The sequence below is a fragment of the Nocardia acididurans genome, assembly GCF_016741815.1.
Classification (GTDB): Bacteria; Actinomycetota; Actinomycetes; order Mycobacteriales; family Mycobacteriaceae; genus Nocardia; species Nocardia acididurans.
Window position 1 is genome coordinate 612,518 of record NZ_JAERRJ010000002.1, and the last position, 24,481, is coordinate 636,998.

Annotated in this window: 20 protein-coding genes; 4 read left to right on the forward strand and 16 right to left on the reverse strand. The window is 68.6% G+C overall.

The window, feature by feature from the left end:
- The first annotated feature begins 13 nt into the window (after positions 1 to 13).
- From ilvD to JK358_RS07235, 3 genes are all read left to right on the forward strand, one after another.
- Positions 14 to 1,858, forward strand: coding sequence for a dihydroxy-acid dehydratase (gene ilvD, locus JK358_RS07225; RefSeq protein WP_201945005.1), 1,845 nt, complete (start codon positions 14 to 16; stop codon positions 1,856 to 1,858).
- Between the two features lie 204 nt (positions 1,859 to 2,062).
- On the forward strand, positions 2,063 to 2,908 hold the full coding sequence (locus JK358_RS07230) for a helix-turn-helix transcriptional regulator (protein ID WP_201945006.1): 846 nt from the start codon (positions 2,063 to 2,065) through the stop codon (positions 2,906 to 2,908).
- Between the two features lie 165 nt (positions 2,909 to 3,073).
- The gene (locus tag JK358_RS07235) at positions 3,074 to 3,838 is read left to right on the forward strand and encodes a glucose 1-dehydrogenase (RefSeq protein ID WP_201945007.1); all 765 of its coding nucleotides are present in this window, start codon (positions 3,074 to 3,076) and stop codon (positions 3,836 to 3,838) included.
- Here the strand turns inward: JK358_RS07235 and JK358_RS07240 are convergent.
- The 8 genes from JK358_RS07240 to JK358_RS07275 all read right to left on the reverse strand — a co-directional run bounded on the left by JK358_RS07240 (position 3,835) and on the right by JK358_RS07275 (position 14,953).
- Entirely contained in the window at positions 3,835 to 5,052 is a 1,218-nt protein-coding gene (locus tag JK358_RS07240; protein WP_201945008.1) for an acetyl-CoA acetyltransferase, read from the reverse strand. The two genes, JK358_RS07235 and JK358_RS07240, sit on opposite strands and share 4 nt — an antisense overlap.
- 24 nt (positions 5,053 to 5,076) lie before the next feature.
- Positions 5,077 to 6,759, reverse strand: coding sequence for a class I adenylate-forming enzyme family protein (locus JK358_RS07245; RefSeq protein WP_201945009.1), 1,683 nt, complete (start codon positions 6,757 to 6,759; stop codon positions 5,077 to 5,079).
- A 247-nt stretch (positions 6,760 to 7,006) separates the two neighbouring features.
- Positions 7,007 to 8,182 (reverse strand): LLM class flavin-dependent oxidoreductase, encoded by a 1,176-nt coding sequence (locus tag JK358_RS07250; protein WP_201945010.1) that lies wholly within the window; start codon positions 8,180 to 8,182, stop codon positions 7,007 to 7,009.
- 14 nt (positions 8,183 to 8,196) lie between these two features.
- Positions 8,197 to 9,657 (reverse strand): carotenoid oxygenase family protein, encoded by a 1,461-nt coding sequence (locus JK358_RS07255; RefSeq protein WP_201945011.1) that lies wholly within the window; start codon positions 9,655 to 9,657, stop codon positions 8,197 to 8,199.
- Between the two features lie 85 nt (positions 9,658 to 9,742).
- Positions 9,743 to 10,657 (reverse strand): winged helix-turn-helix transcriptional regulator, encoded by a 915-nt coding sequence (locus tag JK358_RS07260; RefSeq protein WP_201945012.1) that lies wholly within the window; start codon positions 10,655 to 10,657, stop codon positions 9,743 to 9,745.
- Between the two features lie 4 nt (positions 10,658 to 10,661).
- On the reverse strand, positions 10,662 to 12,629 hold the full coding sequence (locus tag JK358_RS07265) for an MFS transporter (protein WP_201945013.1): 1,968 nt from the start codon (positions 12,627 to 12,629) through the stop codon (positions 10,662 to 10,664).
- Positions 12,630 to 12,740: 111 nt separating this feature from the next.
- Positions 12,741 to 14,240, reverse strand: a complete 1,500-nt coding sequence (locus JK358_RS07270) for a hypothetical protein (RefSeq protein WP_201945014.1) — start codon at positions 14,238 to 14,240, stop codon at positions 12,741 to 12,743.
- Positions 14,241 to 14,362: 122 nt separating this feature from the next.
- The gene (locus tag JK358_RS07275) at positions 14,363 to 14,953 is read right to left on the reverse strand and encodes a TetR/AcrR family transcriptional regulator (protein ID WP_307817356.1); all 591 of its coding nucleotides are present in this window, start codon (positions 14,951 to 14,953) and stop codon (positions 14,363 to 14,365) included.
- An 84-nt stretch (positions 14,954 to 15,037) separates the two neighbouring features.
- Between JK358_RS07275 and JK358_RS07280 the strand changes: the two genes are divergently transcribed.
- Positions 15,038 to 16,042: a saccharopine dehydrogenase family protein gene (locus JK358_RS07280; RefSeq protein ID WP_201945015.1), complete on the forward strand. Its 1,005-nt coding sequence runs from the start codon at positions 15,038 to 15,040 to the stop codon at positions 16,040 to 16,042.
- Between the two features lie 72 nt (positions 16,043 to 16,114).
- Here the strand turns inward: JK358_RS07280 and iolD are convergent, their stop codons facing one another.
- Genes iolD through JK358_RS07320 form a run of 8 tightly spaced genes read right to left on the reverse strand, consistent with a single transcriptional unit; the run spans position 16,115 to position 24,426 of the window.
- Positions 16,115 to 17,959 carry a 3D-(3,5/4)-trihydroxycyclohexane-1,2-dione acylhydrolase (decyclizing) gene (gene iolD, locus JK358_RS07285; protein ID WP_201945016.1) on the reverse strand — a complete coding sequence of 615 codons (1,845 nt, stop codon included), beginning with the start codon at positions 17,957 to 17,959 and terminating at the stop codon, positions 16,115 to 16,117.
- The gene (iolB, locus tag JK358_RS07290) at positions 17,950 to 18,846 is read right to left on the reverse strand and encodes a 5-deoxy-glucuronate isomerase (RefSeq protein WP_201945017.1); all 897 of its coding nucleotides are present in this window, start codon (positions 18,844 to 18,846) and stop codon (positions 17,950 to 17,952) included. Before iolB ends, iolD begins: the two co-directional genes overlap by 10 nt.
- Positions 18,843 to 19,736 carry a Cgl0159 family (beta/alpha)8-fold protein gene (locus JK358_RS07295; RefSeq protein WP_201945018.1) on the reverse strand — a complete coding sequence of 298 codons (894 nt, stop codon included), beginning with the start codon at positions 19,734 to 19,736 and terminating at the stop codon, positions 18,843 to 18,845. Before JK358_RS07295 ends, iolB begins: the two co-directional genes overlap by 4 nt.
- Positions 19,727 to 20,665, reverse strand: coding sequence for a 5-dehydro-2-deoxygluconokinase (gene iolC, locus JK358_RS07300; protein ID WP_201945019.1), 939 nt, complete (start codon positions 20,663 to 20,665; stop codon positions 19,727 to 19,729). Before iolC ends, JK358_RS07295 begins: the two co-directional genes overlap by 10 nt.
- Complete coding sequence (locus JK358_RS07305; protein ID WP_201945020.1) at positions 20,662 to 21,447, reverse strand: ATP-binding cassette domain-containing protein; 786 nt, start codon at positions 21,445 to 21,447, stop codon at positions 20,662 to 20,664. The genes iolC and JK358_RS07305 overlap by 4 nt, the downstream gene beginning before the upstream one ends.
- The gene (locus tag JK358_RS07310) at positions 21,444 to 22,493 is read right to left on the reverse strand and encodes an ABC transporter permease (protein ID WP_201945021.1); all 1,050 of its coding nucleotides are present in this window, start codon (positions 22,491 to 22,493) and stop codon (positions 21,444 to 21,446) included. Before JK358_RS07310 ends, JK358_RS07305 begins: the two co-directional genes overlap by 4 nt.
- 21 nt (positions 22,494 to 22,514) lie before the next feature.
- Positions 22,515 to 23,507, reverse strand: coding sequence for a sugar ABC transporter substrate-binding protein (locus JK358_RS07315; RefSeq protein ID WP_201945022.1), 993 nt, complete (start codon positions 23,505 to 23,507; stop codon positions 22,515 to 22,517).
- Between the two features lie 16 nt (positions 23,508 to 23,523).
- Entirely contained in the window at positions 23,524 to 24,426 is a 903-nt protein-coding gene (locus tag JK358_RS07320; RefSeq protein ID WP_201945023.1) for a TIM barrel protein, read from the reverse strand.
- Between the last annotated feature and the right edge of the window lie 55 nt (positions 24,427 to 24,481).

The following is a 24,481-nucleotide window of genomic DNA, read 5'->3' on the forward strand; positions in this document are numbered from 1 at the left end:
AGGAGGTGGCGTCGTGCCGGAATTGCGTTCACGAACGGTCACGCACGGCCGGAATATGGCGGGGGCCCGCGCCCTCATGCGCGCCAGCGGGGTGCCCTCGGCCGATATCGGGCGCAAGCCCGTCATCGCCGTCGCCAACAGCTTCACCGAGTTCGTGCCGGGGCACACCCACCTGCAGCCGGTCGGGCGGATCGTCTCCGAGGCGGTGCGCGCGGCCGGCGGCATCCCGCGCGAGTTCAACACCATCGCCATCGACGACGGAATCGCCATGGGGCACAGCGGAATGCTGTACTCGCTACCGTCGCGCGATCTCATCGCGGATTCGATCGAGTACATGGTGAACGCGCACTGCGCGGACGCCCTGGTGTGTATCTCCAACTGCGACAAGATAACTCCGGGCATGCTCATGGCGGCCATGCGATTGAACATCCCCACGGTGTTCGTCTCCGGCGGCCCCATGGAGGGCGGCACCGCCGTGCTGGTGGACGGCACCGTGCGCAGCCGCCTGGATCTCATCACCACCATGGCGGCCGCCGTCGCGCCCCAGGTGTCGGATGCGGATATGGCGCTCATCGAGGAGAACGCCTGCCCCACCTGCGGCTCCTGCGCGGGTATGTTCACCGCGAATTCGATGAACTGCCTCACCGAGGCGCTGGGCCTGGCACTGCCGGGCAATGGCACGACCCTGGCCACTCACACCGCCCGCCGCGAGCTGTACGAGGCGGCGGGGCATACGGTCATGGAGCTGACCCGCCGCTACTACGACGCCGACGATGACCGGGTGCTGCCCCGGAACATCGCCTCCGCCAAGGCTTTCGACAATGCCATGGCCCTCGATCTGGCCATGGGCGGCTCCACCAACACGGTGCTGCACCTGCTGGCCGCCGCGCAGGAGGCCGGCCTGGACTACACGCTCACCGATATCGAGAAGATGTCGCTGCAGGTGCCGTGCCTGTGCAAGGTGGCGCCCAACGGCAGCTACCTGATGGAGGACGTGCACCGCGCCGGCGGAATGCCCGCCCTGCTCGGCGAACTCGACCGCGCGGGCCTGCTGCACCGGGATGTGCATGCGGTGCACGCGGATTCGCTCACCGAGTGGCTCAGCGAATGGGATGTGCGCGGACCCGCCCCCTCGGACCGAGCAGTCGAACTGTTCCATGCCGCGCCGGGCGGAAAGCGTTCCGCCACCGCGTTCTCGCAATCCGAACGCTGGGATTCCCTCGACGCGGACGCCGCCGAGGGCTGTATTCACGATGTCGCGCACGCCTTCTCCCGCGACGGCGGACTGGCCGTGCTGCGCGGCAACCTCTCCCCCGACGGCGCGGTGGTGAAATCCGCGGGCGTGGACGAATCCATGCACACCTTCACCGGCCCGGCCGTCGTGGCCGAATCACAGGAGGAGGCGGTGGATGCCATCCTCACCGGCAGGCTGCGCCCCGGCGATGTGCTGGTGATCCGCTACGAGGGCCCGCGCGGCGGACCCGGCATGCAGGAAATGCTGTATCCCACCGCATATCTCAAGGGTCGCGGCCTGGCGGACAAGTGCGCCGTCGTCACCGACGGCCGGTTCTCGGGTGGTTCCTCGGGCCTGTCCATCGGGCACATCTCCCCCGAGGCCGCCGCCGGCGGTCCACTGGCCCTGGTGCGCGACGGCGACATCCTCTGCATCGACATCCCCTCACGGACCCTGACTTTCGAAGTCGACGAGGAGGAGATCGCCGCGCGCCGCACGGCGGTGGAGGCCGACGGCGGCTACCGGCCGCGCGCCCGCGACCGGCAGGTCTCTCTCGCACTGCGCACCTACGCCCTCCTGGCCACCTCGGCCGATCGGGGCGCGGTGCGCGATCCCGCGGGCTAGCTCGTCGGCACCTCCCTCGGCGGTGGATGTGCCGGAGAGATTCGGCACAACGACCGCAACAGTCACGGTAACCGAGCGGTCTGTTCGATGGACCCGATTGCGCCACAGGGTTTTTCACGCACGCAGAATTCATCCCGGTGTCAGCTGCGCGTCACCGCGACGAGCGGGGGTTCCGGGCCACCGGCATCCTTGTTAGCGTGGCGTATGACCAGCGAATCCGCACAGCTCCGGCGTGCGCAGCTCCGGGATTTCCTGCGCAGCCGGCGCGAACGGCTCACCCCCGGCGAGGTCGGAATTCCCGGCTCCGGCCGACGGCGCACACCGGGGCTGCGGCGCGAGGAGGTCGCGGTGCTGGCCGGGGTCGGGGTGTCCTGGTACACGTGGCTCGAACAGGGGCGCGATATCACGGTGTCGGCGGATGTCCTGGACGCGGTGGCGGGCGCGCTGCGGCTCGCCGAACCCGAACGGGCGCACCTGTATCTGCTGGCCGGACTGAACCCGCCGCCCCTCGGTGGCGCGGGAGGCGGCGAGGTCACGCCGGAAATGCGGCAACTGCTCGACTCCTGGGCCGAACAGCCCGCGCTGCTGCGCGATCGGTACTGGAATGTGCTGGCCTACAACGACACCGCTCGCGCGGTCATGGGCTTCGACGGGACCCCGCGCAACTGCCTGATCACCTTCTTCACCAGTCCGCGCTATCTGGCCATGCGCGAGATCTGGGAATCGGCGGCGCCTGCCGTGGCCGCCGCCTATCGCTCCGACGCGGCGCACGCGCCGGGTGACCCGGAGTTCCGGCGAGTGGTGGCGCAACTCGGCTCCGAGAGCCCGGAGTTCGCGGAGCTGTGGGCGCGCCACGAGGTGGGAGTGCCGGTGCAGGCGGTGAACGCGCTGCGGCATCCCGAGATCGGGGAGCTGTTCTTCGACGCGATCACGCTGACGGTCAGCGACCGGCCGGATTGGTCGGTGGTGCTCTACAACCCGAAACCCGGCACCGAGACGGCACTGCGCCTGGCTCGGCTGCGCAACCTGCGCCTCGCGGCACCGGCCTGACGGCCGTCCCGGCGTGGGTCACGGCCGCCTGACCACCATGACGCGAGCTGCGACGGCGGCCTTGCTGCCATGACGCGAGCTGCGGCGGACGGATTATCCGGGTGGTGCCAGGCCTACGATAAACGCGCACTGTATACCTCTCGCGCGCGTCGGCACGCTGTTGCCATGACGCAGAACAGTTTCCGATTCGACGGCAAGATCGCACTCATCACCGGCGGCACCAGCGGGATGGGGCTGGCCACCGCGCGGCGGCTGCGCGCCGAGGGCGCACAGGTGATCATCACCGGACGCGACAAGGCCCGGTTGGACGCGGCGGTCGAGGAACTCGGCGAACGGGTGACCGGAGTCGCCGGGGATGCCACGAATCTCGCCGACCTCGACGCGCTGGCCGAGCTTGTTCGCACCCGGTTCGGGCGACTCGACGTGGTGTTCGCCAATGCGGGCATCGGCGCTTTCCAGCCCATCGAGGCGGTGACCGAGACCGAGTTCCACCGGGTGCTGGATACCAATTTCAAAGGTGCGTTCTTCACCATCCAGAAGACGCTGCCGTTGCTCCCCGATCACGCGGCGATCGTCATCAACGCCTCGTTCGCCCCGCGTCGCGGAGTGCCGGGGTCGGCGCTGTACTCCGCGTCCAAGGCGGCCGTGCACAATCTGGCGCGGTCGCTGGCGGCCGAACTGTCGCCCAGGGGAATTCGGGTGAACTCGGTGAGCCCCGGGTTCATCGACACCCCGGCCTTCCGATCCGAGCTGTCCGCCGAGGGCCAGGCGGCGGCCGGCGCGTCGGTGGCAGCCGGGCGGGTGGGGACCTCCGAGGAGGTGGCGGCGGCCGTCGCCTACCTCGCCTCCGGGGAGGCGTCCTATGTCAACGGGCAGGACCTGCTCGTCGACGGCGGCCTGATCTTCGCCGGCCCAGCCACCTCGCTCTAGACCGCTTCGACGATGAAACTCACTGCCGTGGTGGTGCTTCCGCCGATATTCAGGGTGGCGACCCGACGCGCGTCCGGGAGCTGGTAGCCGCCTGCCTGGGCGGTCACCTGCTTGAAGGCGTCGAGCAGCATGCGGACCCCGGTGGCTCCCACCGGGTGTCCGATGCCGATCAGGCCGCCGCCGGGATTCACGGGAAGGCTTCCATCCCTGGCGATCTCACCGGATTCGATGGCCTTCCAGCTCTCGCCGGGCGCGGTGATGCCGAGATGGTCGATGGCCAGGTACTCCGACATGGAGAAGCAGTCGTGCACTTCGACGGCGTCGACCGCGGTGATGCCCGGGAGTCCGGCGCGGCTCAGGGCATCGAGGATCGTGCGGCGGACATGCGGGAAGACGTAGTCGTCCGCAGCCGAGGCAGCGAGCTTCTGATCCAACGGCAGGCCCACTGTCCGATGACCCCAGCCGGTGATGGTGGCGGTCGGGCGTAAATCGTTGCGCTGCCGCAGGAATCGATCGGAGACCAGAACAACGGCCGCCGCGCCGTCGGTCATCTGACTGCAATCCTGGCGGCGGAGCAGGCCCGCGACAGGCGGGTTGGCGGTGTCGTCGGCGGTGAAACTGTCCGGCGTGAACTGCCAATCCCGGGTCTGCGCCAGCGGATTCAGCCGGGCATTCGCGATATTGAGTTCACTCACCGCTCGCAGATGCGCGGGATCGAGCCCGTAGCGCCGATCGTATTCGGCTGCGATGGCGGCGAATTGGGCCGGCCACACCAGATCGGTGTCCTGCGCTTCGTGACCCGCCCAGGCGGCCGCACCCATGAATTTCGCCGCCTGCCCACCGGGGACCGTCTTCTCCAGTTCCGCGCCGAGGACCAGGGCGCAGTCGTAGCGACCGGATTCGAGGTCGGACATGGCGGCCAGGGCGGCGGTGCTGCCGGAGGCGCAGGCCGCCTCGTGCCGGGTGGCCGGGACGCCCCACAGGTCCGGATACACGGTGGCGGGCATGCCGCCGAGCTGCCCCTGACCGGTGAACAGCTGCCCGAAGGCATTGCCCACGTGTATGACTCCGATATCGGCGGGTACCACGCGAGCGGCATCGAAGGCGTCCTCGAGCACGGAACCGATGAGCGCGTCGAAGCCGAGACCGGCGCGATGCCAGTTCACGGCGAAATCGGATTGGCTGCCGCCCAGGATATGTACGGCGGTGGACATGCTGAACTCCTGAGAATCGTTGGATCAGAGACGTTCGCGCAGTTCGCGGCGCAACAGCTTGCCCACCGGATTACGCGGCAGGGATTCCGCGATCTCCAGCCGCTCGGGCAGCTTGAACGAGGCCACGTCCCGGGCGCGCAGATGGGCCACCAGATCCTCGAGGGTGACGCTCGCCCCGGGCGCGGGCACCACCACGGCGCAACACCGTTCCCCCAGTACGGAATCCGGATACCCCACCACGGCCACGTCGGCGATCGCGGGGTGGTCGGCGAACAGTCCTTCGATCTCGGCGGGCGCGATATTCATGCCACCCCGGATGATGATCTCCTTCACCCGCTCCACGAACCGCAGATACCGCCCATCGTCACCGCACCGCTCGAAAACATCTCCGCTGCACAGATATCCCTCCGCATCGAACGGTTCGGTGGTCGCGGTCCCCGGCAGGTACCCACCGAACACCGCGGGCCCCCGCATCCGAAGCTCCCCGCGCCCACCGAGTTCGGTCACCGTCTCCCCGGTGACGACATCCACCAGCTTGACCGCGGTGCTCCGCGCCAACCCGGTCGACCAATTCACTCCGTCCGCACCGTAATTCGGCAGATGCTGGGCGCGAACCTCCGGATCCGGAATGTCGACGGGAGCCCCCAGCAGGCTCACCCCCTCATTGGACCCGAAGAAATTGAGCACCGAGATCCCCAACTCCTCCTGCCACCGTCGCACCACCGACGGCGGCAACGGCGCACCCCCGGAGCCCACCGTCCGCAGCGAGCTCAAATCCGCTCGCGCACGCAGACTCTCGTTCTGCAACAGCATGGTCAGCAGTGCGGGCGGCATACTCGTATGCGTCACCCGATGCGCGGCGATCTGCCCGAAGAACACCGGCAGATCCAGCGGATGATGCTGCACCAGCTGCCCACCCGCCAGCAGCCACGGCAGAAACGCCGCCGCGAACCCCGCCATGTTCACCATCGGAAACGGATTGAGCACCACCGATTCCGGCGTGACCCCCAGCCCGTCCTGCACCCCCCGCGCAATGGCCAGCCAATCCGCATGACACCGCGGCACCCCTTTGGGCGCGGCCTCGGTTCCACTGGTCCAGCACACTGTCACCCGATCGTTCACCGACACCGAGAGCCCGGATTCGTACTCCCCGAACAACTTCCGCGCTTCGTCCCCCGGTGGGCCGATCTCCACCGCACCGTCGGGCACACCGGGCCCGAGGGCGAGCACTGCTCCCTCCCCCACCACCGACAACGCCTCGGCCGCGAGCTCCCGCCCGGCGAGCGCCCCCACTGTCACGATCGCAACTGCTCCGGTCGCGGCCACAATCCCGGAGATCTCATGCCGCCGATACGACACCGGCATCGGCGTGGCCACCGCCCCCAACCGCCACAGCGCCAGATACGTAGCCGTCAGCACAATCGAATTCGGCACCAGCACCGCCACGGCGTCCCCCTGCCGCACGCCGTGCGCGAACAGCACCGCCGCGATATCCCCGACCTGCTCGTCGAGCTCACGCCAGGTCAGCGTGCGCGGCGACGCACCGGTGAGCTCCGCGAGATTGGCCGGATCGGACAGGGCGAGCGCCCTGGGCGCGGCCGCCACCCGACCCCGGAATATCCCCGGCAACGTATCGGAAGTCCACCACCCCCGCTCGAGATACTCCCGCACGGTGCTTTCGGGGTGGCAAGTGGATGGTTGGGTCATCGGATTCCCCGCGTACTCGTAGGTGTTCGGTAGGAACGTGTATTCGGCGTGAACGCCTCGACCACCTGCTCGGAGCCGGATTCAGCGGTCAGTGGCATCGGGTGACAGCAGCTGCCGGCGCGCTCCGGCCACCCGGTCCCGTTGATCGTCGAGTCCGGTGGTGGTGGCGTGGGAGCTTTCGCGACCGCGGTTGCCGCCGGCGCCTCCGGCCGGTGGCTTGATCGCGGCCGTCGGCCTGAATCGGGGCTCATGGAAGCTTCCCCGCAAGGCTTTCGGAGCGATCGCTCGGGTCGCTGGTTTCCTCGCGGGGCAAGGCCGCCAGGGTGGCCAGTGTCCGGCGACCTGCGGGGTCGCCGGGCGAGGTCAACGGGACCACGACCACTTCGTCCGCGCCTGCGGCTCGGAAGGCGGCAAGCCTGGTGGCCAGGGTCGCGGCATCACCGAACATTCCGACCGCCGCGACGAGCGCATCGGGTACGGCCGCGAGCAGTTCGCGCGGGTGAGTGCCGTGGTGCGCCGCGTCGACAATGTCGGCGAAACCGGCGGCACGGAACATGGCGTCGTAGCCGGGGGCACGCAGATAGGCCACGACGCCCCGGCGGGCCGTTGCCCACTCTTCGGCGGTCGGGTCGGCGGCGGCGGTCACCCACACCGAGACGGGCGGGGTCGGGCGGCCCGCCGCCCACGCGGATTCCGCTATCGCTTCGGCACATCGGGACACCTGCTGTGGCGTGACCAGGTTCAGCACCGCTCGATCCCCGAACCGGCCCGCCACGGCCAGCGCCCGCGCGCCGAAGGCGGCAACCGCTATCTCGCAGGCATCGGCCGACCGGTGTACGTCGATGGTCGGCGGCCGCACCGCGCTGACCGCTTCCGGGCGCTCGCACATGCTCGTATCGGCCGCATGAGGAGACATGCCCGCGCGCAGCGCCGCCGAGTCCGAATCGCCCGGCCCCGGCCGGGGCACGGGCAGCCGCAGTCGGTAGCCGTGGCTGCGCTGTGCCACACCCTCGAAGTTCGCTTTGGCACCGGACAACAGTGTTCGCACGATCCGGGTGGATTCTTCGAGATGAGCGGTGGCTCTGTTTCTTTCGCGGCCATGCCAGTCGTGGACTACGACGTCGCTCGAGGTGCCCAGCGCGACGGATACCGTGCGGTCGGTCAAGGCCGCCACGCTCGCGATGCCCATCGCTATGGTCATCGGCGTCCGGACATTCACGGCCAGCGGACCGATACACATCGGCATGCGGCCGGGTGTCCGGCCGATCGCCGTGGCCAGGGCGAGGGCGTCGAAGGTGGCCATTTCGCCGAGCCAGAGGCGGTCGTAGCCGAGGTCTTCGGCGGCTTCGGCTACCAGGAGAGCGTCCATGGGGTCGCGGTCCTGCCAGTAGGGCAGGCTGACGCTGAGTAGCGGATCAGACACGCGCGCAATCCTTTTCAGCCGAGGGGTTGGGCGGCGGCGCGCATGCGGTCGCCGCTGACCCAGGTGGCGTGGAAGCCGAGCGGGACTCGGGTGGGGATGCCGAGGCGGCAGACGGGGCCGGTGGTGAGGTTCGCGGCGTCGTAGATCCAGAGTTCGGCCAGGCCGGTGTGGTTGTCGTGGGCGAACATGGTGAGCCAGGCGTCGTCCTCGGCGGTCGCGCCGGGGCGGGGGACGACGGTGAGTTCACTGCCGTAGATGCCGTCGCCGAAGGGGGCGGTTTCCTTTGTGCCCGTGCGGATGTCGTATTTGATGACGGCGTCGAAGATCATGGTGCGATCCACCGAGAGGCGCATCTGATAGGAGTAGCGGCCGGGGTGGCCGGTGCAAGACTGTGCGATGGCGGGGAATTCGGTGTTGACGTCGTCGAGGGTCTCCTCACGGGTGACACCGGTGCGCAGGTTGAAGCGGTAGCGGTGGAGTTTCGCTTCGGGGCGCAGGTAGGCGAGCAGTTGCGCGAGGGGGTGGGCGCGGTCGGAGACGGGGCTGGGTTCGGTGACCCGGCAGACGACCAGCACGATCTCGTCGCCCTCCTCCCAGGAGTTGACTGTGTGGTAGATGTAGCCGGGCTCGGCTTCGAACCATTTCGCCTGTGCGCCTTGGCCGTAGCGCGGGAGCACCGCGAATCGGCTGGGCAGCGTGCGGTCGAAGAAGATCTTGAACCGGCCCGCCGCCGCGGCCCGGGGATCGTTGTAGAGGGGCAGGTCCATGAGAATCGAATGGTTCTCGGTGATGGCCATATCGTGCGGCAACCGTGGGCCGGGAATTTCGAGGCCGGTGAAGTGGGTGACCGTGCCGCCCGCGTCGGCGACGCCGTAGCGCAGGTACGGGGCATTGATGCCGTAGTCGAAGAAGAGCAGTTCCTCGGTGCGCTCGTCGACCTTGGCGTGCGCCGAAACCTCGCCCGGCAGTGTGCCGTTGAAGGTGTCGATACCGCGCGTCTCCAGGCTGATCGGGTCCACCGCGTACGGCTTGCCCGCCCGGTACCACAGGGCCAGCAGGTTGCCGTGGTGGTAGAGCAGATCGGTATTAGCGGAGTTGCGTTCGCGGCGGTCGCCGGCCGGATTGCCGTCCCACGGCTCGATCACGCCGCGCCACAACGCCGTTCCCGCCGCCCGCTCGGCCTCGAATTCGGCGGTGCGCACATACCGGTTGCGGTAGGTGGCGCGGCCGTTCTCGAAATGCACCGCGTGCAGCATGCCGTCGCCGTCGAACCAGTGGTAGCGGCCCAGCGGCGCGAACTGCGGGTTCGGGCCGTTGCGCACATACACCCCGTCGAGGTCGGCGGGCAGTTCGCCCGACAGCACTTCCAGTGCGGTGCGGGTGATTTCGTGCGCCTGCGGCGCGTAGGGACCTTCGAGGTACGGATTGGTCAGTGCCTCGGCGGCGGGTGCGATGAGTTCTTCATTGAGCGGCATGAGCGACGCCTCCAACGGCCGGGCCGTAGCGGCTCCGGCAGATTCAGTACAGTTACTGAAGTGATACGCGTCTCATCGAGGGCTGTCAAGGCTCGACCGGATCGGCGCCGCCGGCGGCCGGGAGGGATTCGAATCCCACATCGGTACGCCCGATCTCGCATTCACACCCGCGACACCGCAGGCCGGGCTCCAACGCCACACCGCATTCCTTGTGCCGGATCAGCAGCCCGGCAGCCGCCGCCTCGACCTCCGGGTACGCTCGCCGCGACCAGGCCAGCAGAAAGGCGAACACCCCGAACAGCGCCCGGCCGCGCGGCGTCAACCGGTATTCCCGCCCGCCGTCTTCGGCCCGCCGCAGAATCCCGGCGGCCACCAGGCGATTCAACCGCTCGGTCAAGGTGGTCGGCGACATGTTCAGTGCCGCGCGGAAATCCGAGAACCGCCGCACCCCGGCCAGCGCCAGCCCGGTGATCGAGGCACTCCACCGGTCCCCCAGCGCCTCCATGATCTCCCCGAAACCGGCGTCCCCACCCGCCTGTCCCGCCGACCTGCGCCGCCCGGAGGTGATGTGCCACAGCGCATCCCGATCCAGTTCCACCTCGGTGTCGAACGCGGTGACGGTGCGCCCGCAGCCTCGGCACATCACCACCGGCGGACCGCGGTGCCCGCAGTCGGTGTGCAGGAATTCCGGCAGCAGCACCCCGTGCGCCGTCCACTCCCGCTGCCACGACCACACACCGACCAGAATCTCCCAGGTGGCCACGCCCAGTGCGGTGAGCCGGTATTCGAACCGCTCGCCCGTGCGCGGCGCGCGTTCCAGCACACCGGCTTCCACCAGCGCCGCCAGCCGTGCGGTGAGCACGGCGGGCGGCGCGCCCGTGCGGTCGGCCCACTGGGTGAACCGCTGCGCGTGATCGGTGAACGCGTACCGCAGGACCGTCAGCGTCAGCCGATCGCCGAGCAGATCGAAAGTCGCGGCCACAGGGTTGATCGATTGCACTTCATTAACTGTACCGGACGGGCTCCGGGGCCAGCTGTGCCAGTTCGCGATCCACGGCCGCCTCGTGCGCGGCGGCGGCCTCCTCCGCCTTGCGCGGGCTCCAGAACCCGGACATCAGGAAGACGAACGGCAGGAACAACACCTGCGCGATGAGGCAGATCCACCACCAGGTCTTCCACTGCTCGGCCGAATCCTGCCGCGCCTGCTGCACTTCGGTGGCGTGGTCGGACAGGTACTGCCGATCTTCGGCCGGAATCGCGGCCACGGCCTGCAGCTGCTCACCCGCCGTGGTCACCGAGGCCCCCAGCCGGGAGGCGACCGCCAGTTCGTTCACCGGAATCTGCTGTGCCCCGGCCAATCTCGCCGCGGCCTGATCCGCCGGGATATTGAGCTTCCGCGAAATCTGACCGACCGCATTGGCCGCCGCCGCCTGATCATTGGGATTGGTGAACAGCGCGGTCACGGTCTGCGTGTCGACCGCCTGCAGGGCGGCCAGTTCCGGCCCGAACTTCGCGTTCAGCGCCAGCACCGTCTTGATATCCGCCGGGGCTTCACCGGTGAGCTTGGCCAGCGCGGTCGCCTGCACATCCTGATCGCCCGGATTCTCACCCAGTTTCGCCATGTTGTCCGCGCCGACCTTCTGAATGGTCGCGATCTCCGTGTGGTACTTCCCGGCGATCTCCTGCAGTCGCGGACCGTAGTTCACCAGCGTGCCCGCCGCGGTCACCACGAACAGCAGACCCAGCAGCACGAAGGTGACGATGGTCCGCAGCGTGCCGCCCCACACCGCCAGCCCGACCGCCGTCGCCGCCGGATTGCGGTTCTCGACGGTCTCGGTGAAGCTGGCCATCCAGGTGGAGTAGGCGATGCCGGTGCCGATGGCGATGAAGCTCAAAACCATGGCGAAGGTGTAGTAGTCGGTACCCGGCCGATCGGTGTACCCGAGGAAGACGAACACGCCGATGATGCTGATGATCGCGCCGAAGATCATGAACGGTTTGCGGACCTTCAGATAGTCCGACACGATCCCGGTCAGCACCAGGGCCAGCGCGTTCGCGATCCAGTACCAGTTGCCCAGCGCATTGGCCTGCGCCGCGGTGAAACCGAAGTTGGTCGCCATGTACACCGGCAGGAACGACACGATGGTGTAGAAGAACGCCAGGAAGATGGAGATGGCGAAGGCGGATCCGACGATATTGAGCTTCAGCATCTGCTTCCACTGATCGCGTTCCAGCTCACTCACATTCAGCCCGCGCGCCCGCGCCTCGATGAGCGCCTTGTCCCGCAGCGACACCATGATCTGATCGCGCAGCGCGGGGCTGAGCTCACGCAGCCAGATCAAGCCGAGAATGGAGATGGCCACACAGATCGCGCCGCACAGCCGGTAGTGGAACTGCCAGTCCGGATGATCATCGAGGGTGCTGGCGGAGATCTCGGTGGTCACCAGCGCGCCGAGCACCGGCCCGAGCGTCCAGAATCCCATGGCCGAGGCCCGGCCCAGCTGCGGCGAGAAGTCGCGCACCAGGGCGGGCGTGGCCACCAGCACCGCGCCTTCCACAATGCTGACCAGGCAGTACACCACCAGATACGACTCCTTGGTGGTGGTGGCCGGTACGGCGAGCAGGGTCAGCAGCGAGACGATGACCGTGCCGTAGGCGACGATATTGGCCCGCCCCCACCGGTCGAGCAGGCCCGCGGCCACCGAGGCCGCCGCACCGAAAGCCGCGCCCGCGATGAAGATTCCGACGAAGTACCGGAAGGTGAGCCCGAAGTCGGCGATCAGCTCATTGCCCACGGCTCCGGCGATGAACAGCTGGTAGTACAGGGCGATCGAGACGATCACGACGAGGAAGAGGTACCAGGATCGCGCCGGGGTTTCCGGGTAGTGCGGCAGTTTGCGCTGCCACAGACCGGTCAGCAGCGTGGGTGCCGGCGGCGCGGACGATGGTGGGGCGGTCGGAGCGGAACTCATGGCCGAGAAACCTTTCTGCCCACGGCCTTTCGGCTGACCAGTTTCCTCCGTGGGCAGCGCTCTCGGCCAGGGTTAGAACAGGTTACCGTTCATGAGTGATTCGCATCACTGTTATGCGACACCGGCTCGAAAGTAGAGAATGTTGGATCCGTGCGCTTCCAGCGGCCCGGATTCCGCGGCCTGGCGGATACCGCTGGCGGGCAGTTTTGTCAGTTTCGCGAACATGGCCGTATTGCCGAATGCGGCGCGCACCTGGGTCTCGGAGGCGTAATCCGCGCCGTAATCCGACAGCGCCGCGAAATCCAAAGGTGCGAGGGGCTTTTCGAGCGCGATCTGCCCGGCCGGCAAACCCAGGGCGGCGTACTGAACAGCCGAACCGCCCTCGTACCAGCACAATTCATAGGACATATGTTCGGTGGTGGTGACCGAGACCACCGGCCATTCCTGGGAAAGCCGCAGCGCCAAAGGATGTTTGCCGACCGGGGCAAGCTCCCAGTTCAGACTCTTCACCGAAACCCAGTGCTCGGAAACCTTTTCGATGAGGATCACGTCCTCGCCCAGGCGTTCGGCGGTATTGGTTTCGGGTTCGAAAGTGCTCCAGTGTTTTTCGTCCACGCCCAGGTAGGCGGTACTGGGCACGGTCTGCGCGCCGTCGGCGGAATAGGCGGCGAGGATGGCCGCGCGCACCAGGGTGACGGCATTGCGCGAGGAGCAGCGCACCGACAGCGCCCCGAAGGAGGTGCTGATCTCCACCGGCTTGGACGGCGGATCGGCGAGCGCCCCGGCGGCCAGGGGTTTCAGGCCGACCAGCGCGAGCTGCCAGTTGACCTCCTCGATGGTGGCCAGGTCACCGGAGGTCTGATACAGGATCTGCTGCTGGGTCAGATATCCCGCGCGCTCGAGCGTGGTGCAGTCCAGTTTGAGCAGCGCGGTGCTGGTCTTACTGGTGAAACCGATGTCCTCGATCCGGATTTCGCGCAGGCGCTGGGTCATGGCCGGGGAGGTGACGGCGGCGTAGGTGTCGCGGTACATCGACAGCGCCTGCTTGCGCTGCCGCCCCACCATGAGCGTGCGCAACAGGGTGTTGAGGCTCGACAGGTAGCGGTTGGCCTGTTCCGGATCGGCGGCGAACAGTGCGGCGCGGATGCGCACGGCATCCTCGCAGGCGGCCACCGCGGAGTTGGGGTCCAGCCGGCACAACCACACGCCGCATTTGGACAGCGCGTCCGCGCACACCGCCGCCGCGTTCGGATACTGCTGCGCCACTTGCCGATACGCGTGACAGGCATTGCGGATGGTGTGGGTGGCCAGCTCGCGATGCCCGATGGTGCGCGCCGCCAGTTCGAACAGCCGCAGCGCCTCCTGCACCTCGTTGGCGAAGACGGCCGTCACATGACCGGCGGTGAGCCAGCGCAACCGGATGAGCGTGGCCTCCTGCGCGGGTTCCAGCGCGGAGGCCGAGCGGTCCCGGGAGCCATCGGTTTTGGTGGCGATGAGCGCCTTGGCGAATTCACACAGCGAGGCGGCCAATCGCAATTCGGCCTCGGCCGAACGATCCCTCGCGGATGCCCGATCCGCTGCCACCTGGTGCTCGATGGCACTGAGATCCATTGCGACCTTCAAACTCCCCGTAGCGTGCGTTTGCGCTGAGTCTGCCACAAATGACCGCGGGATTCACCCCCGTGGCGGTATGCCCGAATTCCCCTGTCCCGGCGACGGACAACGGCGCGGAGCTAGTCCGAAGACCCGGCTCCGGGGCTGCCCACGATCAGATCCGCCAGCGCCGTGATCGCCGCAGCCACCGTGATGCGCCCCCGATTCAGCTCGGCGGCAAGGGCTTCGGCCGCACCGAGCAGACCGACGCAGCGGAGCCGGAGGTCGCGGCCGGTCCGGCCGGAATGTGGTCGCAGGGCGTCGGCCATCAGATCCGTATAGCTGTCGAGCATCTCGAGCTGGGCCGCGTCCATCGCCGGATCGCCCTTCAGCGCAGCGGAGATGGCCGTGAACTCGGGCATATCGGCGGCACAGCCGAAATACGCGGCGCTCATGACCCAGGCGATCTGTGTCGCGTCGGATCCGGCGGTATCCAGCGCCTCCGCGGTCGCGGCCCGATGCCGTTCGTAGAGCCGCCGGTACAGCGCGAGCAGCAGGGCGGGCCGAGTGTCGAAATGCGAGTACACGATCGGCCTGCTCACCCCGGCGGCCTCGGCGAGGGTGGGCAGCGTCAACGCGTCCGCACCCTGGGCGCGCACCATCGCCAGCGCGGTGTCGAGCAGTTGCTCCCGCCTGGCCTGCTTGCTCAGGCGAGTCGATGTCGTGGTCACGGGCCTCCCTTGCGCTCGGCTTCCACTCTAAGCTACAAAGTGTAGGTTACAAAATGTAGCTTAGTACGTGAGAGGAAGCTTCCAATGGAACAGTCGTCATCGGTACTGATCATGGGCGGTTCGGGACAGGCGGGCGCGGGCACGGCCGCCCTGCTGCGACAGTGGTATCCGACGCTGCCGCTCACCCTCGCGGGCCGCGATCTCGAGCGCGCCCGGCGGGTCGCCGACGAGCTCGGCACGGCCGACGCCGTGACCATCGATCTGACCCGCGCGGGCCTCGGACTGCCCGCCGACTACCAGCCCACGGCGGTGGTCGCGGCAGTATGGGACAACCACCTGCACGGACTGCGCTACGCGCTCGACCACGCGGTGCCCTACCTCGGCATTTCCAGCGGCATGGTGGACACCGCACCCGAGGTGGTCGCCTGGTCCCAGCGGCCGGGCACCGCGCCGATGCTGATTGCCAGCCATTATCTGGCGGGGCTCGTCGTGCTCGCGACCATGGACTCGGCCCGCGCGTTCGACCGCGTCGACACCATCCGGGTCAGCTCCGTACTCGATGAGAAGGACGCCGGCGGACCGGCGGCACAGGCGGATCTGCAACGCCTCATGGCAACGACCACCTCCGGATTCGTGCGCCGGGACGGCGTTTTCACCTGGATCGACGCCGCCGCGGCCCAGGCGGAGGTCACCAGTGGCGACGGCGTGACGCTGCCCGGCCAGAGCATCGCCACCCTCGACGTGCCGAGCATCGCCCTCGCCACCGGCGCACCGAACGTCCGATTCGATTTCGCGAACGGCGAATCCGCGGGCCGCCGCCGCGGCGCGCAGGGCGCCGTGGAGGTCCGGATCGAAATGCGGGGAACGGATCCGAACGGCAACTCCCGCAGCACAACCCGCTACTTCACGCATCCGGACGGTCAGCGGCCGCTGACCGCGCTCGGCGTCGCCCTGGGCGTCGAACGACTCCTCGGTCTGCGCGGCGCCCCCGCGACACCCGGCGTCCACCTGCCCGAATCGCTGCTCGACCCCACCCATGTGATCGCGCGCATGCGCGAGGTCGGCACGGTTTTCACCGACACCGAGTGAGACCCGAGCGCCGAACCGCAACGCGGCCCGAGCTCGGCCCCGCGACCGCTGCCCCGGCGCGGGCCGCACAGGCTAGTTCGGCGCGATGTGGCGCAGCTGCTGGGGTTTGTGGTCCTCGTAGTCGTCCCGGCCCGAGAGATGTTGCGGGACACCGACTTCCCACCATGCACCGGATTCGGTCCAGGCGGCCTGCTGGGTGCGGACCACCACCACGGCGGGACGGCGTTCAGCGACGGCGGCCTGACGGGCGTGGGCGTAGGCGTCACGGAACTCCGACAGTTCGGCGGCGGTGAAGACGACGCAGCCCAATGATCGCGCGTGCGCGGCGAAGTCGACGCGGGGCGGGCGGGGATGGTTGGTGCGGCAGTGGGCGTAGAAGTTGTTGTAGGGGACCCCGCCCTGGCCCTCCTGCAGGCGGGCGATGACGGCGTAGCCGTCGTTGTCACAGACCACGGCGACCAGGGGGTGACCGGCGAAGGCGGCGGAGAACAGCTCCGAATTGAGCATCAGGTAGGAGCCGTCGCCGAGCATGGTGGTGACCAGGCCGTGTGTGTGGGCCATCGCCGCGCCCCAGGCCCCGGCGAGCTCGTAACCCATACAGGAGAAGCCGTATTCGACATCCATGGTGGGTGCGCCGCCGGGGGCGCGCCAGCCGCCGATGAGTTCACCGGGCAGGCCGCCGGAGGCCGTCATGACGTAGTCGGCGGGGGTGCTGAGCTCGTTGACCACGCCGACGATCTGGGCGTAGCTGGGTGCGCCGATGGAGGGGGCGCGCAGTTTGTCGATGTGGGCGTCCCATTCGCCGCGCACCGTGGCGGCGTGTTTGGTCCAGTGCGGCTCGGCTGTCCAATCACCCAGTGCGGGAGCCAGTTCGGTGAGGGTCGCGTCCGCGTCGCCGACGACGGCGAGCGCACCGTGCTTGACCGCGTCGAAGCCCGCGGCATTGAGGTGGACGAGTTTGATATCGGGCGGGAAGACCGTCCAGGAGGCGGTGGTGAAGTCCTGCAAGCGGGTGCCGACCGCCAGCACCACATCCGCCTGGGCGGCCATCACATTGGCCGACGCCGAGCCGGTGACGCCGAGCGGGCCGGTGTAGAGCGGATGATCATGTGGGACCAGGGTGCGCCCGGCCGTCGTCTCGGTGACCGGAATGCCATGGCGCACAGCGATATCCAATGCCTGCTCGGCCGCACCCGAATAGCGCACGCCACCGCCGAGGACCATGAGCGGGCGCTGCGACCCGCGCAGCACCTCCGCCGCCTCGGCCACCGCGCGCAGATCGGGACGCAGCCGCGGCACCCGGTGCACGACCGGCTCGAACAGCGTCTCCGGGAAATCGAAGGTCTCGGCCTGCACATCCTGCGGCAGCGCGAGCACCACCGGCCCGCACTGCGCCGGATCGGTCAGCACCCGCGCCACCTGCGGCAACGTCGCGATCAGCTGTTCCGGCCGGGTGATCCGATCGAAATAGCGGCTCACCGGACGGAAGGCGTCGTTCACCGTGACGGTCGGATCACCGAAATGCTCAACCTGCTGCAGGACGGGATCGGGCGCGCGACTGACGAAGGTGTCACCGGGCAGCAGGAGCAGCGGCAGCCGATTCGCATGCGCCACACCGGCCGCCGTGACCATATTGAGCGCGCCGGGGCCGATCGACGAGGTGGCGACGCCGACCTGCCGGCGCTGGGTGGCCTTGGCCAGCCCCACGGCGGCCAGCGCCATCCCCTCCTCGGTGTGCCCGCGCCACACGGGCAGGATGTCGCGGCGCTCCTCCAGGGCGGTGCCGAGACCGAGCACGTTGCCGTGCCCGAAAATGGCGAAAACCGCTGGGAACAGCGGCACTTCACGGCCTTCGAGGGTTTCCGAATGCTGTGCGATGAGCCAGGCCACCAGGGCTTGCGCGGTCGTCAGTTCCATAGCCTTCGTCCTTCGTGCGTGGTGACCGGACAGCGCGGATCCACGGCCTCGCCGGCCCAGCGCGACCGCACCCAGGCGTGCGCGGGATCGTCACAGAAGGCCATGGATCGTTCGGGAGCGGGCCCGGCCAGGACATTCAGGTAGTACATGGGATAGCCGGGCGCGGCGACGCACGGACCGTGGTAACCGTGCGGCACCAGGAAGACGTCACCGTCGCGGACGGCGACGTTCTCGTCCAGCGCGCCGTCGGCGGTATAGGTACGATGCAGACCGAATCCGGTGCGGGACGGGGTGATTCCGTCGCCGCCCGCGATGCGGAAGTAGTAGATTTCCTCGTTGACCACTTCACACTCCCCCGCCTCGTCGTGCTTGTGGGGAGGATACGAGGACCAGTTGCCGTCCGGGGTGATCAACTCGCAGGCATTGAGTTTGTCGGCGTGATCCCAGACGCCGGGGACCCCGAAGTTGGTGACCTGCCGCGACGCCTGGCCAGCGCCCCGCACCTCTACCGGAACCTGTTCCGCCGGACCATATTTCGGATCGAGACGGCGTTCGCACCGCGCCATGGGCAGGGCCAGTTCGATACCGGCCGCGCTGGTGATCTCGACCATGGCGTCGCGGGGGACGTAGGCGAAGTCGGTCACCCGGGTGAAAACCGTGTCGCGACCGGCCAGGTCGAAGACCCGGCCGGCCACGCGCACCCGGCACGATCCGGACAGCGGCAGCACGAACGCCTCGAAATCACCGGTGTTCAGCACCCGGGTCTCCCCCGCCGCCAGGTGCAGCACGCGCAGGCCGGTGTAGGTCCAGCCCGCGTCCTCCGGTGTCAGGGCAATGGGATCCGGGCCATCGCGCAGGGTGCCGTCGGGCCGGTGCAGGTCTTTCATCGGGCCGCCTCCAATACGCGGGCCGCCGCGTCGACCGCGCCCGCCACATCGCCATCGGGTGGATAGAGCAGGCTGCGCCCGACCACGAGACCCCTTGCCACATCATGACGCAACGCCTGGCCCCATGACCGCAGATCGGTCTGCGGATCACCCGACGGCGCGCCGCCCAGCACGAGGACCGGCAGCGTGGTGGCATCCAGCGCCGAAACATCCTCGGGTGCGGGGATTTTCAGCCACGTGTAGGCGGAGGTGACCCCGAGACCCGACGCGACGGTGATCGCGCGCTGCAGCGACGCCGAATCCTTCTGCATCACCAGCGCACCGGAATCGTCGCGGCGATACGGCAGCGGCTCCACCATCGCCAGCAGCCCGTGCTCGGCCAGCTCCGACACCGCACGCGCACACGCCTCCAGCGTGGGCACCGTGCCCGGATCCGAATCCACCAGGCGCAGCAGCATTTTCCCGCCGTCGAGCCGATACTTCACCAGCGACTCCGCGTCGTACCCGGTGAACCGGTCGTCGATCTCCCAGTCCGCCCCCGCCAGCCCGCCCCGGTTCATGGATCCGATGACGATCTTATCGTGCACCGCGTCCAGCAGCAGCAGCTCCTCGACGATATCGGGCGACCCGAGCACACCGTCCACCGCCGGATTGTCCAGCGCGATGAGCAGGCGTTCCAGCAGGGTGCGCCGATCCGCCATGGCGGTGCGGTCCGGGCCGACGCCGAGTGCGCCCCGGGCCGGGTGATCGGCGGCCACCAGGAACAGGGTTCCCCGCTCCGACAGCAGGTTCGGGCGGCGGCGACGGTCGGCGTACGCCTGCCGGACCGCCTCGGGCTCCACCGCCCGCAGCCGGAGCAGTTCGTGCCAGCGCTCGTCGGTCAGATGCACAGCAGCTCCTCGATCTCCGCATTCGTCGGCATGGCGTCGGCGCAGGCCAGCCGGGAGGCGACCAGTGCGCCCGCGGCATTCGCGTAGGCGGCGATGCGGTGCGCGTCCCAGCCCGAGAGCAGTCCGTGCGCGAGCGCGCCGCCGAAACCGTCGCCCGCGCCCAGACCGCACACCACGTCCACGGGGCAGGGCGGCACCGTCCAGCGTTCCGCGTCGGTGGCGATGAGCACGCCCTCGGCGCCGCGTTTGACCACGGCCACCCGCACGCCACGGGCCAGCAGGCGGTCGGCGGCCTCGTCGGGGTCGGCGGTGCCGACGGCCACCTGCACCTCGGTTCTGTTGCCCACCACCACATTCACGTGATCGAGCATCCAGCCGATCTCGGCGCGAGCGGTGTCCATATCGGGCCAGAACATGGGGCGGTAGTCCAGGTCGAGCACGGTGTGACCGCGGCGGGCGCGGCGCTCGAGCACCGCGCGCTGGGTGCCGCGGCCGGGTTCGGCGCTCACCCCCGTACCGGTGACCCACAGCAGCGGCACGGATTCGACGGCAGCCCAGGGGATCTCGTCGGCGGTGAGGGTCAGGTCCGGGGCGATGGGCGCGCGGTAGAACAGCAGGGGCGGATCGGCGGGCGGGTTCAGCTCGCAGAACACCACCGGCGTGGCCAGATCCGGCGCGGTCGAGACGAACTCCGCTCCGACCCCGAACTCCCGCAGTGCTTTTCGTACGAAGTCGCCGAAGCCGTCCGGGCCGACCTTGGTGAGCACCGCCGACCGGCGGCCCAGCCGGGCCGCCGCCACCGCCACATTCGTGGCCGTACCGCCGAGGAATTTGGCGAAGCTCGTCACCTCGGCGAGCGGGACGCCGCTCTGCTGCGGGTAGAGGTCCACCCCCACCCGGCCGACGGTGAGGACTTCGAGATCCGTCACGGCTGCACCACCCGTTCCAATTCATGCTGCAGCGCTTCGAGTTCCGCACCGCCTGCCATCTGCCGGGTGAGCTCGGGCAGGTCGATCTCGGACTTCTCGTAGCTGCCCAGCATCGCGCCACGTTTGAGCAGCAGGAACCGATCGCCCACCGGGTAGGCGTGATGCGGGTTGTGGGTGATGAGCACGACGCCCAGGCCACGATCGCGGGCCTGCACGACATAGCGCAGCACCACCCCCGCCTGTTTGACACCCAGTGCGGCCGTGGGCTCGTCGAGGATCAGCACCTTGGCCCCGTAGTGCACGGCCCGCGCGATGGCGACGCATTGGCGCTGCCCGCCGGACAGCGTGCCCACCGGCTGTTCCAGATCACGGATCTCGATGCCCATGTCCGTCAGCGCTTTCCGGGTGATGTCGCGGGCGGCGGCCCGATCCAGCAGCGGCAGCGGGCCGAGTGTGCGGACCGGTTCGGAGCCGAGCACGAAATTGCGCCACACGCTCATGAGCGGCACCACGGCCAGATCCTGATACACGGTGGCGATGCCCCGGTCCAAAGCCTCACGCGGCGAGGACAATCGGACCGGCTCGCCCTCGATCCGCAATTCCCCGGCATCGTGCTGGTGCACCCCGGCCAGAATCTTGATCAGCGTGGACTTGCCCGCGCCGTTGTCGCCGAGCACGCAGGTGACCTCGCCCGGATTCACCACCGTGGACACGCCCTCCAGGGCCACCACGCCGCCGTAACGCTTTCCGATGTCGACGGTTTCGATGAGTGGGACGTTCATCGCCGTACCCTTTCCGCCCGCTTCTTGAACTCATTGTTGACCAGCACGGCGGCCATCAGCAGGATGCCGAGGAACAGCATGAACCAGTCGCTGTTCCAGCCGGCCGCGACAATGCCCTGCCGTGCCATGCCGAAGATGAGCGCGCCCAGGGCCGCGCCCACCACCGAACCGAACCCGCCGGTGAGCAGACAGCCGCCGATCACCGCGGCGATGATGTACTGGAACTCCAGTCCCACACCCTGATTCGCCTGCACGGTGGCGAAACGCATGAGGTTGCACGCGCCCACCACCCAGCCCGCGAAGGCGGAGGTCATGAACAGCAGGATCTTGGTGCGGGTGGCCGGGACGCCCACCGCCCGCGCACTGGGCAGCGAACCGCCGACGGCGAAGACCCAGTTGCCGAATCTGGTGCGCACCAGCACGATCGCCGCGATGGCGGTGAGCACGATCCACCACACCACCGACGCCTGGATGCGCGCGTCGCCGATATTGGTGGTGGAGGCGAACACCCAGCCCGCCGACTCGTAGCCGTCGGCACCGCGCACGCCCGACACCTGCACCTCGTTCGTGATCAGCCGGGTCACACCGAGATTCAGTCCCTGCAGGGCCAGGAAGGTGCCGAGGGTGACGATGAAGCTGGGCAGGCCGGTGCGCATCACCAGCCAGCCGTTCATCGCACCCACCGCGAGCGCGAAGAGGAGCGAAACCAGCAGTGCGAACCACAGATTCCAGCCCGCCTCGACCGCCAGGATCGCGGTGACCAGTGCGGTGGACGCCGTCATCACACCGGCGGAGAGATCGAACTCCCCGCCGATCATGAGCATGGCGACCGCCACCGCCATGATGCCCAGGGTGGCCGAATCATCCAGCCAGCCAGCGATTCCGGAGGCGGACAGGAAGTTGTCGGCCACCAGGGAGAAGAAGATCAGCACCACCAGCGCGCCCAGCAGCGCGCCGATCTCGGGGCGCTGGATGAGCCGGTTGAGAATCGGAATCCGATCCTCCTGCGGCACTGTCACGTCGGATGTCTTTGTCGCAGTAGTCATTTCATTCACTCCCGACCGCGCTCACCGGGTGCCCTGGCCGACGAGCTCGGCAACGGCATCGACATTGTCCTTGTCCACGAAGGCCGGTCCGGTCTGCACCGGGCGACCGCCGCCGACGGTATTGAGGTTCGTCTTGTACAGCTGCAACATGACCACCGGCAGATAGCCCTGCTCGTACTGCTGCTGATCGACCGCGAACAGCAGCGTGCCCGCCCGGATCGCGTCCACCACATCGGTATTCAGATCGAAGGTGGCGACCGCGGCGCGGGAGCGCGCATCCTGCGCACCACCCACCGCACGGGCGGCCACCTGCGAATTCAACGCCAGCACGGCATCGATCGCGGGATCGGACTCCAGCGCGCCCTTGATGCGGGCCTGGATGTCGACCGGGTTGTTGATGTCGACCTGGATGGTGGTCGCATTGCCGCCGAAACCCTGGGTCGCGCCCGCGCAGCGATCGCTCGCCCCGACATTGCCCGCCTCGTGAATCACACAGAGCAGCTTGCGTTTTCCGGCATCGGCCAGCCGCTTCCCGGCGGCCTCACCGGCCAGCTTCTCGCTCTGCCCGACGTGTCCGATGGCCCCGGCTCCCGCGCTCTGCGACTCACCGGAGTTGATGGTCACCACCGGAATTCCGGCCGCGACGGCCTTGCGAAGGGAGGGCAGCAGCGCATCCGGATTCGCCATGGACACCACCAGTCCGTCCACGCGCTGGCTGACGGCATTGTCGATGAGCCGCGCCTGCTGCCCGGGATCACCGGAGGAGTTGTATTCGATCCGGACGCCCAGATCCTTGCCCGCGGCCTGCGCGCCGTTCTTGACCACATTCCAGAAGGCGTCGCCCGGCGACCCGTGCGTCACCACGGCCACCGACTTCAGCTCGCCGACCTCGGCGGGCGCCTGCGTGGTACCGGCCACGTCCGCGCCCGGTCCGCTGCACGCGGCCAGCACGGCCGCGGCGGCGACCCACGGGGTCAGCCGGCGCCAACGGCGGAATCGATTCGATTCAGACATCTTTGTCACCCCTCCACTACATCCGAGCGGAGGCGATATCGGCCCCAATTTCGGACAGGTGTCGCACACTTCGTTCCGCGTGCCCGGTCGGACCGTCGGCGGTATCGCCCGGGTTCAGGGCGGTGTCCTGCTCGATCACGTACCAGCCGCGATATCCGGCCGCGTCGACCGCGCCGACCAGGGCCGCGATATCGACATCGCCGTCACCGAGCGGCACGTACAGCCCGCGCCGGACGGCCTCGCTGTAGTCGACGCGGCCGCCGCGGACCTCCTCGGCCAGGGACCGCCGGACATCCTTGAGGTGGATGTGGCCGATGCGGTCGGCGTACTTCCGGGCCAGCAGCACGGGGTCGGTACCGCCGATGAGCAGGTGCCCGGTGTCCAGGCACAGCGGAACGTCGGAGTCGGCGAGGAAGCGCTCGACCTCGGCCTCGGCCTCGATATGGGTGCCGACATGCGGGTGCACGGTGACGCGCAGGCCGTACTCCCGGCCGACGCGGTCGAGCGCGGCCACAGTGTCGATCAGCGTGCGCCATTCGTCGTCGCCGAGTTCCGGGCGGGTGTCGTAGCCGTCCAGCCCGGTGGCGGCGGCCAGCACGACCACCTCCGCACCCGCCGCACGGAAGCGCTCGAAGGTCTTGCGCGCCGAATCCACGACGGCGGTCTGGTCGCGATGCAGCGGCAGTGCGAGGAATCCGCCGACGGGTGCGATGCCGTGGGCGGTGAGCAGCGTGCGTAGCTCATCGGCGTCCTCAGGTAGATACCCGGGCGGCCCGAACTCCGTCGCGGCGATCCCGAGTGCGGCCATCGCGGAAAGCACTGTCCCAGAATCGAGGACGTGCCCCCATCCCGGAACTTCGCAAACTCCCCAGGAGATCGGCGCGGCAGCGATACGCAGCTGTGGAAATGATTGAGGCATAAAGCTATTCATTGCATGGCTACCCATCGCTAGCGAGAAGGAGGCGAGTACACCT